This is a genomic window from Streptomyces sp. NPDC041135, assembly GCF_055592085.1.
In genome coordinates this window covers 205955-221486 of sequence record NZ_JBVIYZ010000004.1, presented here as the reverse complement: position 1 = coordinate 221486, position 15532 = coordinate 205955, and the positions used below count along the sequence as shown (strand labels likewise).

The window sequence follows — 15532 nt, the reverse complement described above, 5'->3', positions numbered from 1 at the left end:
GCGCGGCTCTCCCCTGGGCCTGACGCGCGGCTCCCGGAACATACGGTTCGGCTCGGCCGTCCGTCCACTCGAATCCGCGCCGCCCGGTCCGGGCGGCCGGGGGCGGCCGTCAGCCCAGCCGGTCCGCCAGGGCCTTGAACTCGGTCCAGGTCAGCGCCGGTGTGCCCGGGTCCCACAGCTTCTGCACGGTGGCCCGCAGCGGCATGCGGATGCCGGCGGCGACCTGGTCCTGGGTCTGGGAGTTCGCCAGGTCGCACCAGACGGCGAAGGAGCCGCCGAGGATCTGCCCGTCGTAGCGCGCCGGGACGGGCGTCGTGCCGCGCAGCACCCGCGGGTTCCACTGCTCGTAGATCCGCTGACCGGTCGGGTAGACGAAGGTCTGCGGCTGCCCGAGGACGTAGTACAGGAACTCGTCGTTGTAGTTGAGGACCTTGCGGCCGGCGGCGAGGTACTCCGCCGGCGGGCGGGCACCGATCTCCTTGCCCGTCCAGTAGGCGACCTGGAGGTCCGGCGCGGGCCGTACGGAGGCGTCCTTGAAGAAGCCGTCGTTCCACGCCCGCATGGTCCGGTGGTGGGCGCGCACGGTGTCGGCGCGGCCGTTGAGCCACCCGGTGGTGAGGTCCGCGACGGTGCCGCCGGCGCCGTAGGCCTGCCGGGCGGCGGCGGCCAGCTGCGGGTAGGAGGCCTGTGGGTCGGCGACGGTCAGCGCCGCGTACTCGTCGCCGCCGAGGTGCCACTGGTCGCCGGGGAAGACACCGGCGTACTCGTCGAGGAGGTCGTCGATCAGGTCGGCGGCGGCGGGGTTGGCGATGTCGATCGCGCCGTGCGTGGCCACGCCCTGCGCGTTGCGCAACTGGAGGTCGGGGTGGGCGGCGATGACCGCGCCGAGGTGGCCGGGCGAGTCGATCTCGGGGACGACCGTGATGTGCCGGCTGGCGGCGAGGTCCACGATGTCCTTGACCTGCGCCTTGGTCAGGTGGACCGGGTCGACGATCTCGGGGTGGCTGGTGGACTCGACGCGGAAGCCCTGGTCGTCGGAGAAGTGCAGGCCCAGCTCGTTGTACTTCAGGTCGCCCAGTTCCCGGATGCGGTCCTCTATCCAGTCCGCGGTGAACGGCTTGCGCGCGATGTCGAGCATGAATCCGCGCCGCGGTTTGGCGGGCTGGTCGCGCACCACGCCCTCGGGGGCCGTGCCGCCGCCGTGCACCTCCTGCTTGAGGGTGCGGGTGCCGTAGAAGACGCCCGTGTCGGCGGGGGCGCTGATGTCGACCCGCCCGGAGCGGACGGTCAGGGTGTACGACTCCGGGCCGCCGCTGCCGCCGAGGGCCAGCCGGACGTCCCCGGCCTTCACGCCGGTCGTCCGGCCGGCGTAGGCCAGTCCCAGCTCGCCGGCCAGCAGGCGGCCCTCGTCGGCCAGCCGCTCGTCGCCGACCACCACGCGCCCCCCGCTGCCGGGACGCCAGCCGGGGCCGCGTGCCGGGGTGTGGGAGCGCACCGCGGGAATCGTGCGCGGGGCCTGGGAGAGCGGGTAGGACCGGCTCGGCGAGGGGCTGGGGGTGGCCGCGCCCGCCGGGTCGGCCCCGGTCCTGCTCACCGACGGCTGCCGGGTCGCGCCGGCCGGGCGGCCGTCCCCGCCGTCCCCGGCGGCCCACACGCCCACGCCCACCCCGAGCGTCACGGTCCCGGCGACCACGGCCGTCACCACGGCCCGCTTCCGCCTCACCTGCCGCGCCGCGGTCCGGCGCCTGTGCTGGCTCACTCTGCCAACCTACGACCGATCGACGGGACATCCGTCATCGAGAACATCCGAAACTCTCCCGTTCGGGTGAAATTCGGTTATCCGACGGACAGAGAGTGACCGCTCCCGATAACCTGGTCACATCTTTCACACGATCCCTGCCACACCCACATGTGACGCGAGGACCCCCTGCCTGCGCACCGTCTCCCGTACCTCCCCGAGCAGCTCCACCCACAGGCCTCGCCTGCCCTGCTCGCGGGATTCAACACCGCGCCCGCCGACGAGGTCCACGCCCTCCTGCTGTCCTGCCTGCGCAGCGCCCGCTGGGCCCACCGGCTGGCCGACCACCGCCCCTACCCGGACCTGGGCTCCCTGCTGGCCGCGTCCGACGAGGCGGCCTACGACCTGACGCCCGGGGACCTGGCGGAGGCGCTGGCGAGCGAGTCGCTGCCCGAGCTGCCCGAGGACACCTACTCGGCGGCCCACACGGCCCTGAGCGCGGCGCACGCCGCCTACGAGGCCCGGTTCGGACACGCGTTCGTCATCTACCTGGGCGATGTGCACCCGGACGAGGCCCTGGACCGCATCCTGGAGGGCATCCGCTCCCGGCTGGCCGACGATCCGGACGAGGAGCGGGTCGTGGCCGCGGAGGAACTGCGGCGCCTGGCCCGCGCCCGACTCGCCGGCCGCCTGACGGAGACCGGCCGCCCGGCGGAGACCGGCGGCCCGGCGCACACCGGACGGTGCCCGGCGCCGGGACCGCCGCGGGGCGCGGCGCCCGGCCTCCGTACCACCGCACACGGCGGACAACCGGACAAAGTGCTGTATACACCGCATCTCTAGCCCGTCCGGTGCCACTTTGATCACACTAGGTAGGCCCCCCGTCAGGCACGGCGCGGGGCCTCGCTACGATGCTGGGGGCCGGAGGACCGTACCCGGCCGGGCCCGACCGACACCCAAGCCGGCGCGGCCCTAGTCCCCGCTCCCGGAGGGTTCTTCCGTGCCGGCTGGAACGCTGTACCGCGGCCGGGAAGGAATGTGGTCCTGGGTGGCTCATCGAGTCACCGGCGTCCTCATCTTCTTCTTCCTGTTCGTCCACGTGCTGGACACCGCTCTCGTCCGTGTCAGCCCCGAGGACTACGACAAGGTCGTAGCCACCTACAAGACGCCGGTCGTCGCGCTGCTGGAGTACGGCCTCGTCGCCGCCATCCTCTTCCACGCGCTCAACGGCCTGCGTGTCATCGCCGTCGACTTCTGGTCGCAGGGGACCCGCTACCAGAAGCAGATGCTGTGGTCGGTCGTCGTCGTCTGGGTGGTGCTGATGGCCGGGGCGGTCTACCCCGTCCTCGGCCACGCCGCCCGTGTTCTGTTCGGGAGCTGACGCCCATGTCCACCACCGAAACCACCCCGTCCGGCGTCGGACCCGTCGAAGGCCCCCCCGCCTACGGCGTCGACAACCCGGCCCCCCTGATCGAGGCCCCGCGCCTGCGCACCAAGAAGTCCCCGAAGTCCACTCGGGGCAACTTCGAGATGGCCGCCTGGCTGTTCATGCGCCTGTCCGGCATCGTGCTGGTCGTGCTGGTCCTCGGCCACCTGCTGATCCAGCTCGTGCTGGACGGCGGTGTCTCGAAGATCGGCTTCGCCTTCGTGGCCGGCCGCTGGGCCTCCCCCTGGTGGCAGGTCTGGGACCTGGCCATGCTGTGGCTCGCCATGCTGCACGGTGCCAACGGTCTGCGCACGGTCGTCAACGACTACGCGGAGCGGCCGAACACCCGGCTGTGGCTGAAGGGCCTGCTCTACACCGCCACGGTGTTCACCATCCTGCTGGGCACGCTGGTGATCTTCACCTTCGACCCGAACATCCGCTAGGCACGGGGCTGCGAGAATCATGAAGATCCACAAGTACGACACCGTCATCGTCGGCGCCGGCGGCGCGGGCATGCGCGCGGCCATCGAGTCGACGAAGCGCAGCCGCACCGCGGTCCTGACCAAGCTCTACCCCACCCGCTCCCACACGGGCGCCGCGCAGGGCGGCATGGCCGCGGCGCTGGCCAACGTGGAGGAGGACAACTGGGAGTGGCACACCTTCGACACGGTCAAGGGCGGTGACTACCTGGTCGACCAGGACGCCGCCGAGATCCTGGCGAAGGAGGCCATCGACGCCGTCCTCGACCTGGAGAAGATGGGCCTGCCGTTCAACCGGACCCCGAACGGCACCATCGACCAGCGCCGCTTCGGCGGCCACTCCCGCAACCACGGCGAGGCCCCGGTCCGCCGGTCCTGCTACGCCGCGGACCGCACCGGTCACATGATCCTCCAGACGCTGTACCAGAACTGCGTCAAGGAGGGCGTGGAGTTCTTCAACGAGTTCTACGTCCTGGACCAGCTGATCACCGAGGTCGACGGCGTCAAGAAGTCGGCCGGTGTCGTGGCGTACGAGCTGGCCACCGGTGAGATCCACGTCTTCCAGGCGAAGGCCGTGATCTACGCCTCGGGCGGCTGCGGCAAGTTCTTCAAGGTGACCTCCAACGCGCACACGCTGACCGGTGACGGCCAGGCCGCCGTCTACCGCCGCGGGCTGCCGCTGGAGGACATGGAGTTCTTCCAGTTCCACCCGACCGGCATCTGGCGCATGGGCATCCTGCTGACGGAGGGCGCCCGCGGTGAGGGCGGCATCCTGCGCAACAAGGACGGCGAGCGCTTCATGGAGAAGTACGCGCCGGTCATGAAGGACCTCGCCTCCCGCGACGTCGTCTCGCGCTCCATCTACACGGAGATCCGCGAGGGCCGCGGCTGCGGTCCCGAGGGCGACCACGTCTACCTCGACCTCACGCACCTCCCGCCGGAGCAGCTGGACGCCAAGCTGCCCGACATCACCGAGTTCGCGCGCACCTACCTCGGCATCGAGCCCTACACGGACCCGATCCCGATCCAGCCCACCGCGCACTACGCCATGGGCGGCATCCCGACCAACGTCGAGGGTGAGGTCCTGGCGGACAACACCACCGTCGTGCCGGGTCTGTACGCGGCCGGCGAGGTCGCCTGCGTGTCGGTGCACGGCGCCAACCGCCTGGGCACCAACTCGCTGCTGGACATCAACGTGTTCGGCCGCCGCGCGGGCATCGCCGCCGCCGAGTACGCGGCGAAGGCCGACTACGCGGAGCTGCCGGAGGCCCCGGAGGCCTTCGTGGTCGAGCAGATCGAGCGGCTGCGCAGCTCGACCGGCACCGAGCGGGTGGCCACGCTCCGCCGCGAGCTGCAGGAGACCATGGACGCCAACGTCATGGTGTTCCGCACCGAGCAGACGATCAAGACGGCGGTCGAGAAGATCGCCGAGCTGCGCGAGCGGTACCGGAACGTGGCGATCCAGGACAAGGGCAAGCGGTTCAACACCGACCTGCTGGAGGCCATCGAGCTGGGCAACCTGCTGGACCTGGCCGAGGTCATGGCCGTCTCCGCGCTGGCCCGCAAGGAGTCCCGCGGCGGTCACTACCGCGAGGACTACCCGAGCCGCGACGACGTCAACTTCATGCGTCACACCATGGCGTACCGCGAGGTCGGCGCCGACGGCTCGGAAACCGTCCGTCTCGACTACAAGCCGGTCGTCCAGACCCGCTACCAGCCGATGGAGCGTAAGTACTGATGGCTACCCCTGTTCTGGACAAGGCGGACGCGGCCGGCCGGCCCGAGCCCGGTTTCGCCGACTCCCCCTACATCACGATCACCCTCCGGGTCCGCCGGTTCAACCCGGAGATCGCCGCCGAGGCGGCCTGGGAAGACTTCCAGCTGGAGATCGACCCCAAGGAGCGGGTCCTCGACGCCCTGCACAAGATCAAGTGGGACGTCGACGGCACGCTCACCTTCCGCCGCTCGTGCGCGCACGGCATCTGCGGCTCGGACGCGATGCGGATCAACGGCAAGAACCGCCTCGCCTGCAAGACGCTGATCAAGGACATCAACCCCGAGAAGCCGATCACGGTCGAGCCCATAAAGGGCCTGACGGTGCTGAAGGACCTCGTGGTCGACATGGAGCCGTTCTTCCAGGCGTACCGCGACGTGATGCCCTTCCTCATCACGAAGGACACCAACGAGCCGACGCGCGAGCGCCTTCAGTCGGCCGAGGACCGCGAGCGCTTCGACGACACCACGAAGTGCATCCTCTGCGCCGCCTGCACGTCCTCGTGCCCGGTCTTCTGGAACGACGGCCAGTACTTCGGCCCGGCCGCGATCGTCAACGCGCACCGCTTCATCTTCGACTCGCGTGACGAGGCCGGTGAGCAGCGGCTGGAGATCCTGAACGACCGCGACGGCGTCTGGCGCTGCCGCACGACCTTCAACTGCACGGACGCCTGCCCGCGCGGCATCGAGGTCACCAAGGCGATCCAGGAAGTGAAGCGGGCGCTGATCACCCGCCGCTTCTGACGGGACGCCCGCGACGGCACGAGGGGCCGTTCCTCCCGGTGACGGGAGGAACGGCCCCTCGGCCGTGTCCGGAGGCGGACCACGGGGTTGCCCGCACCTGCCGGAGCGGGAGCTGGCAGGATGAGGGGCTGATCGAATCAGCCCGATCCCGCAGGGCTGAGAAACGGGGGACAACAGCATGACCGGGTCGAATCCGTACGACAGCGGCGCTCCGCAGTGGGGGCCCGGGCATCAGCCCACGCAGCCCGCCGTGCCGCTGCCCGCGCAGCCGCCGGGCCCGCCCGGCTACGGCTACCCCGCTCCCGCTCCTGCTCCCGGGCAGGGCTACGGCTACCCCGGCGCCGAGCAGGGCTACGGCTACCCCGGCGCCGAGCAGGGCTACGGCTTCCCCCAGCAGCCGGCGGGCCCGGCGCCCTCGGGCGGGGCCCCGCTGCTGTCCATCGGGGACATCACCGTGCTGAGCGACCAGATCATCACCCCGGCCGGCCCGCTCCCCCTGCGCGGCGCGGTGTGGAACGCCACCGACATGTCGCACACCGAGGAGAAGATCCCGGCGCACGCGATCGTGCTGGCGATCCTCTTCTTCCTGTTCTGCCTGCTCGGCCTGTTCTTCCTGCTGATGAAGGAGAAGAGGACGACCGGCTACATCCAGGTCACCGTGACCAGCGCGGGCCGGCACCACTCCACCATGCTCCCGGCCCTCGGGCCGCAGACCTTCCCGGCGGTCATGGGCCAGGTCAACTACGCCCGCTCGCTGAGCGCCATGTAGGCACGCCGGCCCGCCCGGCCGGCCGGCGCCGCCTCCCTGGCCTCAACGGGTGACCGCGCCACCGCCCGCCCGGACGGTCGCCGGGATGTCCCGCACCGGGCGCTCTAATGTGACGACATGTCAGACGATGAGTCGTACGAACTGCTCGGTTTCGACAACGTCCTGCTCCCCGTCGGCGACCTGGGCGAGGCCGTCGCCTTCTACGAGCGCACCGGGTTCGCCCTCGCGTTCCGGTTCGACGACGCCGGGATCGCGCTGCTGAGGGTCGGGGGCGAGACCCCCGGCATCCTGCTGCGGTCGGAGGAAGGGCTGGACCCGCGGCCGCCCTCCTGGCCCTCCCCCCGCCTCTGGCTGGAGGTGCCGGACGCGCGGACGGCCGCGCGCGAGCTGGCCGCCGCCGGGATCGCCACCCTCGACACCCCCTTCTCCGGGGCCACCGGCTGGACGGTCGAGTTCGCCGACCCCTGGGGCAACCTCGTGGGCTTCACGGACTACTCCAAGCGCCCGGAGCTGGGGCGCCTGGGCTGAGACCCCCACCACACACCCTTTGGTTGAACACGTTCAAAAACAGGGCTACAGTCATTCCTGTCAGCGTTTTGAACGCGTTCAAGAAGGGGTGGGGCATGGACCGCACCGTCATCGCCTACGTCATCTACCTGGTCGTCAGCATCGCGCTGACCATCTGGGTGGCCCGCACGCTCAGCCGCAACGGGCGGGTCTTCCTCGCCGACGTGCTGCGCGGCAACGAACAGCTCGCCGAGGCCGTCAACCACCTGCTGGTGGTGGGCTTCTACCTCGTCAACCTGGGTTTCGTGGCGCTGTACCTCAGCGGCGACGGCCGCATCGAGGACACCCGGGGCATCTTCGAGGCGCTGTCGACGAAGCTGGGCGTGGTCCTGCTGGTGCTCGGCGCGATGCACCTGGCCAACGTGTACGTGCTCAACCGCATCCGGCGGCGCGGGGCGATGGAGCGGGAGCAGCTGCCGCCGGTCGCCCCGCAGGGCTGGATCGCGCCGCCGGCCGGGGCGTGAGCGCGATGACCGCCACCGCGGCCACCGCGGACCGGGACGCCGCGCGCGTCCCGGTCCGCGGGCTCACCGTGCTGTACGACGCGGACAGCCCGCTCTGCGTCCACCTGCGCGACTGGCTGGTACGGCAGTCCCAGCTGGTGCCGCTGGAGCCGGCGCCGGCCGGCCGGGACGCCGCCGGGGAGGAGATCACCGTGATCGGGGACGCCGGGCAGGTCTACCGGGGCCCGGCCGCCTGGATCGTCCTGCTGTGGGCGCTGCGCGAGCACCGCCCGCTCGCCCACCGGCTCGCCGCCCCCGCCCGCGCCGCGGTGGCCCGCGGGGCGCTGCTCGGGGCGGCGAAGTGGCGGGGGCCCCTGTGGAACGGCCGCCCGGGCACGCGGCCCGGCGGCCGGTGGGGCGGCCAGGTCTACGGGCGCTCGGACGGCTGGTCCTACGATCCGGCCCAGGGCTGGAGCCACGATCCGCGGTCCCGCGCCGACGGGGCCCGCGCCACTGGCTAAGGTCGTGTCCGTGTCCGCGAAGAACGACGGCCCCGACGCGGCCGGTACCCCGAGCAAGTCCGAGCAGACCCGCGCGCTGATCCTGGAGACGGCGATGCGCCTGTTCCAGGAGCGCGGTTACGACAAGACGACCATGCGGGCCATCGCCCAGGAGGCCGGCGTCTCCGTCGGCAACGCCTACTACTACTTCGCGGGCAAGGAGCACCTGATCCAGGGCTTCTACGACCGGATCGCCGCCGAGCACCAGGTGGCGGTCCGGGAGGTGCTGGCCCGGGAGACCGACCTGGAGGCGCGGCTCGCCGGTGTGCTGCGGGCGTGGCTCGACGTCGCCCGCCCGTACCACGAGTTCGCGGTGCAGTTCTTCAAGAACGCCGCCGACCCGGACAGCCCGCTCAGCCCCTTCTCACCGGAGAGCGAGCACGCCCGGGTGCAGGCCGTCAGCGTCCACCGGCAGGTGCTCGCCGGGTCGAAGACCAAGGTCGCCGAGGAGTTGCGGGACATCCTGCCGGAGCTGATGTGGCTCAGCCAGATGGGGCTGGTGCTCTACTGGATCTTCGACCGGACCGAGGACCGCGAGCGCAGCTACCGGCTCGCCGAGCGGGGGGCGCGGCTGACCGCGCGGGGGGTGTCCCTGGCCCGGTTCCGGGTGCTGCGGCCGCTGGTGCACGAGGTGCACGAGCTGTTCACGGACTTCCTGCCCGGGATGACCCGGGCGCTGCCCGACCCCGCCGCCGGGAAGCGGCGGGACGGGTGAGCCGCCCGGGCCGTCCGGTCAGATCCGGTTCAGCCGCCACAGCCGGAACACGCCGGTGCCGTCCGTGAGGTACTGGCCGCCGCCGATGTCCTCGTTGCTGAGCACGTACTCCTTGCGCTGCCACAGCGGGATCAGCGGCACGTCCTCGGCCACGTCCGTCTGCAGCGCGCGGAAGTCCCGCGCGGCGCGGGTGCGGTCGGCGTAGCGCCGGCTGTCCTGGATGAGGTGGTCCACGATCTTGTTGGTGTAGCCGGTGGCCATGGTGGAGTCGGTGCCGACCAGCGGTTCACCGAAGGTGTCCGGGTCGGGGTAGTCGGCGACCCAGCCGACCGCCCAGGCGTCCATCTTCCCGGCCGCCCAGCGCTTCTGGAAGTCGGTCCACTCGTAGCCCTCGACGTCCACCTGGAACAGGCCGCCGGCCTCCAGCTGCTGCTTCAGCTGGGCGGCCTCCTCGGCGCCCGCGCCCCGGCCCCTGCCGTAGCCGAAGGTGAAGCGCACCGGGAGCGACACGCCCGCCTCGGTGAGCAGCTCCCGCGCCTTCTTGGTGTTCTGCGTGGGGTAGTTGTCGAAGAAGGAGGTGGTGTGGCCGGTGAGACCGGCCGGGATGAGCGAGTACAGCGGGTCGACCGTGCCGTCGTAGACGGTGGCCGCCAGCTTCTCCCGGTTGACCAGCCAGGCCAGCGCGCGGCGGACCCGGGCGTCGTGCAGCGGTGAGCCGGCCCGGGTGTTGAGGTAGAGGTTGCGGGTCTCGGAGCTGTCGGACTCGGTGAGGCGCTGACCGGGGTCGCTCGGGGAGAGGGCTGACAGCTCGGCGGGCGGCAGGGTGCGGGTGGCGACCTCGACCTGCTTGGCCTTCCAGGCGCTGTTCAGCTGCGCGGAGTTGGCGTAGTAGCGCAGCTCGACGGGCGCCCCGGTGCCGCTGACGGCTCCTTCGTAGTGCGGGTTCGGGGCGAGGACGGCGGCCCGGTCCGCGGTGTACGAGGTCAGTGTGTACGGGCCGCTGCCGTCGGCGCGGGAGCCGGAACGCAGGCCGTCGGCCGGGTACTTGTCCTTGTCGACGATCGATCCGGCGCCGGTGGCCACCTTGAACGGGAAGGTGGCGTCCGGCGAGGACAGGTGGAAGGTGACGGTGTTCCCGGCGGCGCCGACCGAGCCGAGCGTGGAGAACAGGGACGCCGGGCCGACGTCGGAGTTGATCTTCTTGACCCGGTCGAAGGAGTACTTCACGTCCTCGGCGGTCACCGGCCGTCCGCCGGAGAAGGTGAGCCCCTCGCGCAGCGTGCACCGGTAGGTCGTCAGCGCGCTGCCCACGAAGGCGCAGCCGCGCGCCGCGTCCGGCACCGGCTGCACGCCGCCCGGCTCGAAGGTCAGCAGCGACTGGAAGATGTTGCTGAACAGCGCCCAGGAACCCGCGTCGTAGGCGCCGGCCGGGTCGAGGGACGTGATGGCGTCCGTCGTCCCGACGGTGATGGTGTCCTTCTTGTCGTCCTGCGACGGCAGCAGCTGCCAGCCGCCGATTCCCACGACCGCCAGCACGAGCAGCGTCACGAGAATCCGCATGCGAACAGATCGCATGGTGGTGCCCTCCCCAGGCCCGTCCGGGCCCTACCCCTGGTCCAGCGCAAGCGCCACTCCCCCGGGGTCCCGTCCGACAGGCCCACATGGCGCGGCTCACCTAATCACACGTGTTTCACGTGGGGGAAGGGCTTTCCGGTGAGATGAGCAAGAACTTGCCCATGGACCGTTTCCACCGGGTTTCACAGCCCCTTCACAGCCGGACGACGGCCACCGTGCCGTGTCCCGCCGTCCCGTGACCGGGATCGCCGTATATCCCTGAGGTGCGGTACGCGCGCTACCGGGTTCGGCGCAGTGCGCGCACTCCGCGCAACCCGATGACCCCGACGACCGTCCCCAGTACGAAGGAAACGATCGCGAGCAGCAGGTGCACCCAGAAGTACGCCGTGGGGTGCCCGTCGTCGAACGCGAGCCCGCTTCCGTCCTTGATCAGGTTTTTGACGAAAGTGACCCAGATGATCCAGCTCCACACCCCGAAGGCGAGCAGGAACCAGGAGACCGGGCGGCTGAGCTTCATGGCACCAGTATCGCCGGTGGCCGGACGGCTCCCGTCGCGGGGTGGGAGGGGGCGCGGGACTTCGCGGCCCGCGCCCGGTACGTTCTCGTCCGTGCCCGCTCCCCTGAAGACCGTACGGCGGTCGCTGCTGGTCACGTCCGCCACGCTGCTGACCCTGTCCGTGACCGCGCCCGCCGCGCTCGCCGCCCCGTCCTCCCCGGCCGCGCCCTCGGCGAGCCCGTCGGCCACTCCCCCGGCACGGATGTCGGCGGTGGGCGGCAGCCGGCTCGCTCGGCCCGGCACCCAGGTGAACCTGGACAGCGGGGTCCCGGTGCTCCCCAAGGGCCTCACCGCGCGCTCCTGGATCGTCTCCGACGCCGAGTCGGGCGAGGTGCTCGCCGCGCACAACGCGCACTGGCGGCTGCCGCCGGCCAGCACGCTGAAGATGCTGTTCGCGGACACCGTGCTGCCGAAGTTCCCGAAGTCGACGCCGCACACGGTGATCCCCTCCGACCTCGCCGGGATGGGCGCCGGCTCCAGCCTGGTCGGGATAAGGGAGAACGAGGCCTACACCGTCCATGACCTGTGGCTGGGCGTCTTCCTGCGGTCCGGCAACGACGCCGTGCACGTGCTGTCGGCGATGAACGGCGGCGTCCAGCAGACCGTCAAGGAGATGCAGGAGCACGCCGCCGACCTCCAGGCCCTCGACACCCACGTGGTCAGCCCCGACGGGTACGACGCGCCGGGCCAGGTGTCCTCCGCGTACGACCTGACGCTGTTCGCCCGTTCGGGGCTGCAGAAGAAGGACTTCCGGGAGTACTGCTCCACCGTGCGGGCGAAGTTCCCCGGCGGCACGGCGAAGAACGCCAAGGGCAAGCAGGTCCGCGGGACCTTCGAGATCCAGAACACCAACCGGCTGCTGAGCGGTGACGCCGACGTGCCCGTGTACCGGGGCATCGCGGGCGTGAAGAACGGCAACACCACCAACGCGGGCGCCACCTTCACCGGTGTCGCCGAGCGCGACGGCAAGGTCCTGCTGGTCACGGTGATGAACCCGGAGAAGAACGAGCACAACGAGGTCTACAAGGAGACCGCCAGGCTGTTCGACTGGGGCTTCGAGGCGGCCGGGAAGGTACGGCCGGTCGGCGAGCTGGTCCCGCCGCGCGGCGCCGTCGGCTCCTCCGCCCAGCCGGGTCCGGCCACCGGCGACGGGCAGGCGGGCCGCGCCGGGAGCGGCGGCGCGGCCACCCGGCCGGCGGACGCGCGGCCGGTGGCGGGACCCGGCTCGGGGCGGGGTTCCGGGATCACCACCGCCCTGGTGGTCGCCTGCGGGCTGCTGGTGCTGCTCGGGGGCGGCGCGTTCCTGATCAACCGCCGGTGGCCGCTGCCCGACCTGATGCGCCGTCGTACGCGCTCCTGACCTCGGCCTCCTTGCTTCCGGTCGCCGTCCAGGAGGCGCAGAACAGCACCAGTTTCGCGGTGAAGTTGATCCACAGCAGCAGGGCCACCGGGACCCCGAACGCGCCGTACATGCTCTTCGCGGCGACTCCCTGTATGTAGCCGCTGAGCAGCAGTTTCAGCAGTTCGAAGCCGATCGCGCCGGTGAACGCCGCCACGATCAGACGGCGGCGCGGCGGTTCGACGCCGGGCAGCAGGGTCAGCACGTAGAGCAGGACCAGGAAGTCCGCGAGCACGGCCACGGCGAACGCGATGAGGCGCAGCAGGAAGGTGCCCCAGCCGTGCTCGTCGAGGCCGGCCCGGCCCGCGACCCAGCCCACCGCCGCGGAGGCGACAGTGGAGGCGGCGAGCGTCACCAGGAGGGCGCCGCCGAGACCGAGCAGGATGCCGGCGTCCTTGGCCTTGGCCACGAACGGGTTCTCGTCGTGGTCGGGCAGGTCCCACACCACCCGCAGGCAGTCGCGCACCTGCCCGACCCAGCCGATGCCGGTGAACAGCAGGACGGCGCCCGCGATCACCCCGACGGTGCCGGCGTTCTGCACCAGGGAGTTGACGTCGAGCTGGTCGGAGAGGCCGGGGAACTGCTCGGCGATCTTCTGCTCGACGCTCCTCTGCCCGCCGGGGCTCAGCGTGGCGGCGGCGACGGCGGCGGAGACGGTCAGCAGCGGGAACAGCGCCACGAAGCTGACGAAGGTCATGGCGGCGGCCAGCCGGGTCCACTTCACCCGGTCCAGCCGCTCGTACGACCGCCACGCGTGCGTGATCGTCAGCCGGGCGACGACCGGCCCGATGCCGGGGAGTCTCTTCAGCCAGTCCATGATCCGTCTCTGCCCTCGTCGCGGAACACCCATGTGCGGGTACCCCAGAAGCGCAGAACAGTGGCGAGCGCCATGCCGACCCCGGCGCCGGAGACGATGTCGGCGCGCCGCGAGGTGAGCCCGAGGCCGTAGTGGCTGGCGGCCAGGCAGAGCAGTTGGAGGAGGACGCCGGCGAGGTTGACGGCGAGGAAGGCGGCGCAGGGGCGCAGGCCGGCGGGGCGGGTGCGGCGGTAGGTGCCGAGCGCGTTGCCCGCGTAGGCGACCGCGCAGCCCGCGACGAAGGACAGCGCCTTGGCGCTGAGCGGACCGAGGCCGGCCGGGCCGCGCAGCCAGCTGAACAGGGCCAGGTCGGCGGCGTAGGCGAGCAGCCCGACGGCGGCGAAGCCGAGCAGTTCGCCGGGGCGTGGGCGGGCCGGGGCCCTCACCAGTCGGCCACCGCGAGGGCGTACATCGCCAGCCAGACCAGGGCGATCAGGGCGAGCGCCCGGTCGCGCAGGACCACCTCCTCGGGTTCGCCGGCCGTGCCCCGGTCGGCGAAGACGGCGTAGCGCAGCACGGCGAGGATGAACGCCACCATCGACAGCTGCCGCCAGGGCAGCACGCTCGTGTGCGGCACGCCGCCCGCCTCCAGGGCCCACAGGCAGTAGCCGAGCACGGCGACGGCGGCGGCGAGCTGCCAGACGAAGCGGAGGTAGCCGGTGGTGTACTCGGTGAGCAGCGCGCGGGTGGCGCCGGCCCGGCCGGTCATCTGCACGGCTTCGGAGTAGCGCTTGGCCGACACCATGAACAGGGCGCCGAAGCCGGTCGTGATGAGGAACCAGCGGGAGAGCGGGATGCCGAGCGCGGCCCCGCCGATCACGGCCCGCAGGAGGAAGCCGGTGGTGACCACGGCAAGGTCGACGACGAGGACGTGCTTGAGGCCGACGCAGTAGGCGAGCTGCATGACGAGGTAGGCGGCCAGGAGGGCCGGGACGGCCGGCGGGGTCAGCCAGGCCGCGCAGGCCGGTGCGAGCACCGCGAGGGCGCCGCCCACGGCGTAGGCGACGGGCACCGGGACCTGCCCGGCGGCGACGGGGCGGCGGCACTTGGCGGGGTGGGCGCGGTCGGCCTCCGCGTCGCGGGCGTCGTTGACCAGGTAGACGGCGGCGGCGCAGGCCGTGAACAGGGCGAAGACCAGGGCGACCCGGGTGAGCGCGGGCTGGCTGAAGAGGCGTCCGGCGGCGGCCGGGGCGGCGGCGACGAGGGCGTTCTTCACCCACTGGCGCGGGCGGGTGGCCCGGAGCAGGCCGGTCAGCAGGGCGCCGGGCGTGACGGCGGTGGCCGGCGGGAGGGGGCGCCGCTCACGGCGTGCGGCGCCGGCGGCGGCGCGTGCCGGGTCGTCCAGGGGCGCGACCTCAGTCACGGGGGCTCCCCGCGGTCCGGTGCGCGCCCAGGCGTGCCGTGAGCGCTCCCAGGGCCGCGCCCGCCGCCACGTCCGAGGGGTAGTGCACGCCGGCGACGAGGCGGGACAGGCACATGGCGGCGGCCAGCGGCAGCGCGGCGCACCGCACGCCCCTGCCGAGCGCCCCGAAGGCGACGGCGGCGGCGGCCGCGGAGGCGGCGTGCGAGCTGGGGAAGGAGTGCCGGCCGGCGGTGCGCACCAGGGGCTCGAGGTGCGCGGGGCGCGCCCGGCGCACGATCCGTTTGACGACCGCGCTGGTGAGGTGCGCGCCCGCGACGAGCGCCGTGCCGCGCAGCCACGCACCGCGCCGGGCGCGGTCCGCCGCGGCCGCGGTGACGCCCGCCGCGAGCCAGCAGGCGCCGTGCTCGCCGGCCGCCGACAGGGCGCGTGCGGCGGACGCGACGCGCGGATCGGCGCCGAGGGCGTGGCAGGCGGCGAGGAGCCGGTGGTCGAGTTCGTCCATGTGGACCCACTGTTCACCGTGGCGGCCCCGGAATGATGAACACACCGCACGACATCCCACTAATCAC

The 15532-nt window shown here is 72.1% G+C and carries 18 protein-coding genes; 11 read left to right on the top strand and 7 right to left on the bottom strand.

The window, feature by feature from the left end; genetic code table 11:
- Positions 1-109 precede the first annotated feature (109 nt).
- A complete protein-coding gene (locus tag ACZ6CZ_RS12120) occupies positions 110-1759 on the bottom strand; it encodes a beta-N-acetylhexosaminidase (RefSeq protein ID WP_469018397.1) in 1650 nt (549 codons plus the stop codon).
- A gap of 168 nt (positions 1760-1927) precedes the next feature.
- Between ACZ6CZ_RS12120 and ACZ6CZ_RS12115 the strand changes: the two genes are divergently transcribed.
- From ACZ6CZ_RS12115 to ACZ6CZ_RS12070, 10 genes are all read left to right on the top strand, one after another.
- Positions 1928-2581, top strand: a complete 654-nt coding sequence (locus ACZ6CZ_RS12115; RefSeq protein WP_469019092.1) for a 2-oxo-4-hydroxy-4-carboxy-5-ureidoimidazoline decarboxylase — start codon at positions 1928-1930, stop codon at positions 2579-2581.
- 157 nt (positions 2582-2738) lie between these two features.
- The gene (sdhC, locus tag ACZ6CZ_RS12110; RefSeq protein WP_469018395.1) at positions 2739-3119 is read left to right on the top strand and encodes a succinate dehydrogenase, cytochrome b556 subunit; all 381 of its coding nucleotides are present in this window, start codon (positions 2739-2741) and stop codon (positions 3117-3119) included.
- A gap of 5 nt (positions 3120-3124) precedes the next feature.
- The gene (locus tag ACZ6CZ_RS12105) at positions 3125-3607 is read left to right on the top strand and encodes a succinate dehydrogenase hydrophobic membrane anchor subunit (protein WP_469018394.1); all 483 of its coding nucleotides are present in this window, start codon (positions 3125-3127) and stop codon (positions 3605-3607) included.
- Between the two features lie 19 nt (positions 3608-3626).
- The gene (gene sdhA, locus ACZ6CZ_RS12100) at positions 3627-5381 is read left to right on the top strand and encodes a succinate dehydrogenase flavoprotein subunit (RefSeq protein WP_469018391.1); all 1755 of its coding nucleotides are present in this window, start codon (positions 3627-3629) and stop codon (positions 5379-5381) included.
- On the top strand, positions 5381-6160 hold the full coding sequence (locus ACZ6CZ_RS12095; RefSeq protein WP_469018389.1) for a succinate dehydrogenase iron-sulfur subunit: 780 nt from the start codon (positions 5381-5383) through the stop codon (positions 6158-6160). Before sdhA ends, ACZ6CZ_RS12095 begins: the two co-directional genes overlap by 1 nt.
- Positions 6161-6338: 178 nt before the next feature.
- Entirely contained in the window at positions 6339-6929 is a 591-nt protein-coding gene (locus ACZ6CZ_RS12090) for a hypothetical protein (RefSeq protein WP_469018386.1), read from the top strand.
- A gap of 117 nt (positions 6930-7046) precedes the next feature.
- A complete protein-coding gene (locus ACZ6CZ_RS12085; protein ID WP_469018383.1) occupies positions 7047-7457 on the top strand; it encodes a VOC family protein in 411 nt (136 codons plus the stop codon).
- A 95-nt stretch (positions 7458-7552) separates the two neighbouring features.
- Positions 7553-7960 (top strand): hypothetical protein, encoded by a 408-nt coding sequence (locus ACZ6CZ_RS12080; RefSeq protein ID WP_469018381.1) that lies wholly within the window; start codon positions 7553-7555, stop codon positions 7958-7960.
- Positions 7961-7965: 5 nt separating this feature from the next.
- Complete coding sequence (locus ACZ6CZ_RS12075) at positions 7966-8460, top strand: thiol-disulfide oxidoreductase DCC family protein (RefSeq protein WP_469018379.1); 495 nt, start codon at positions 7966-7968, stop codon at positions 8458-8460.
- 10 nt (positions 8461-8470) lie between these two features.
- Positions 8471-9214, top strand: coding sequence for a TetR/AcrR family transcriptional regulator (locus ACZ6CZ_RS12070; RefSeq protein ID WP_469018377.1), 744 nt, complete (start codon positions 8471-8473; stop codon positions 9212-9214).
- 18 nt (positions 9215-9232) lie between these two features.
- Here the strand turns inward: ACZ6CZ_RS12070 and ACZ6CZ_RS12065 are convergent, their stop codons facing one another.
- Together ACZ6CZ_RS12065 and ACZ6CZ_RS12060 are read right to left on the bottom strand one after the other, a co-directional pair.
- Entirely contained in the window at positions 9233-10774 is a 1542-nt protein-coding gene (locus tag ACZ6CZ_RS12065; protein ID WP_469018374.1) for an ABC transporter substrate-binding protein, read from the bottom strand.
- Between the two features lie 292 nt (positions 10775-11066).
- Entirely contained in the window at positions 11067-11306 is a 240-nt protein-coding gene (locus ACZ6CZ_RS12060; protein WP_469018371.1) for an SCO4848 family membrane protein, read from the bottom strand.
- Positions 11307-11397: 91 nt separating this feature from the next.
- Between ACZ6CZ_RS12060 and ACZ6CZ_RS12055 the strand changes: the two genes are divergently transcribed.
- Positions 11398-12705, top strand: a complete 1308-nt coding sequence (locus ACZ6CZ_RS12055; RefSeq protein WP_469018369.1) for a D-alanyl-D-alanine carboxypeptidase family protein — start codon at positions 11398-11400, stop codon at positions 12703-12705.
- Here the strand turns inward: ACZ6CZ_RS12055 and ACZ6CZ_RS12050 are convergent.
- From ACZ6CZ_RS12050 to ACZ6CZ_RS12035, 4 genes are all read right to left on the bottom strand, one after another.
- Positions 12653-13561: a YihY/virulence factor BrkB family protein gene (locus ACZ6CZ_RS12050; RefSeq protein WP_469018367.1), complete on the bottom strand. Its 909-nt coding sequence runs from the start codon at positions 13559-13561 to the stop codon at positions 12653-12655. The genes ACZ6CZ_RS12055 and ACZ6CZ_RS12050 overlap by 53 nt on opposite strands.
- Positions 13549-13986: a GtrA family protein gene (locus ACZ6CZ_RS12045; protein ID WP_469018364.1), complete on the bottom strand. Its 438-nt coding sequence runs from the start codon at positions 13984-13986 to the stop codon at positions 13549-13551. Before ACZ6CZ_RS12045 ends, ACZ6CZ_RS12050 begins: the two co-directional genes overlap by 13 nt.
- Complete coding sequence (locus tag ACZ6CZ_RS12040; RefSeq protein WP_469019090.1) at positions 13983-14858, bottom strand: decaprenyl-phosphate phosphoribosyltransferase; 876 nt, start codon at positions 14856-14858, stop codon at positions 13983-13985. Before ACZ6CZ_RS12040 ends, ACZ6CZ_RS12045 begins: the two co-directional genes overlap by 4 nt.
- A gap of 97 nt (positions 14859-14955) precedes the next feature.
- Positions 14956-15465 (bottom strand): phosphatase PAP2 family protein, encoded by a 510-nt coding sequence (locus ACZ6CZ_RS12035; RefSeq protein WP_469018362.1) that lies wholly within the window; start codon positions 15463-15465, stop codon positions 14956-14958.
- Between the last annotated feature and the right edge of the window lie 67 nt (positions 15466-15532).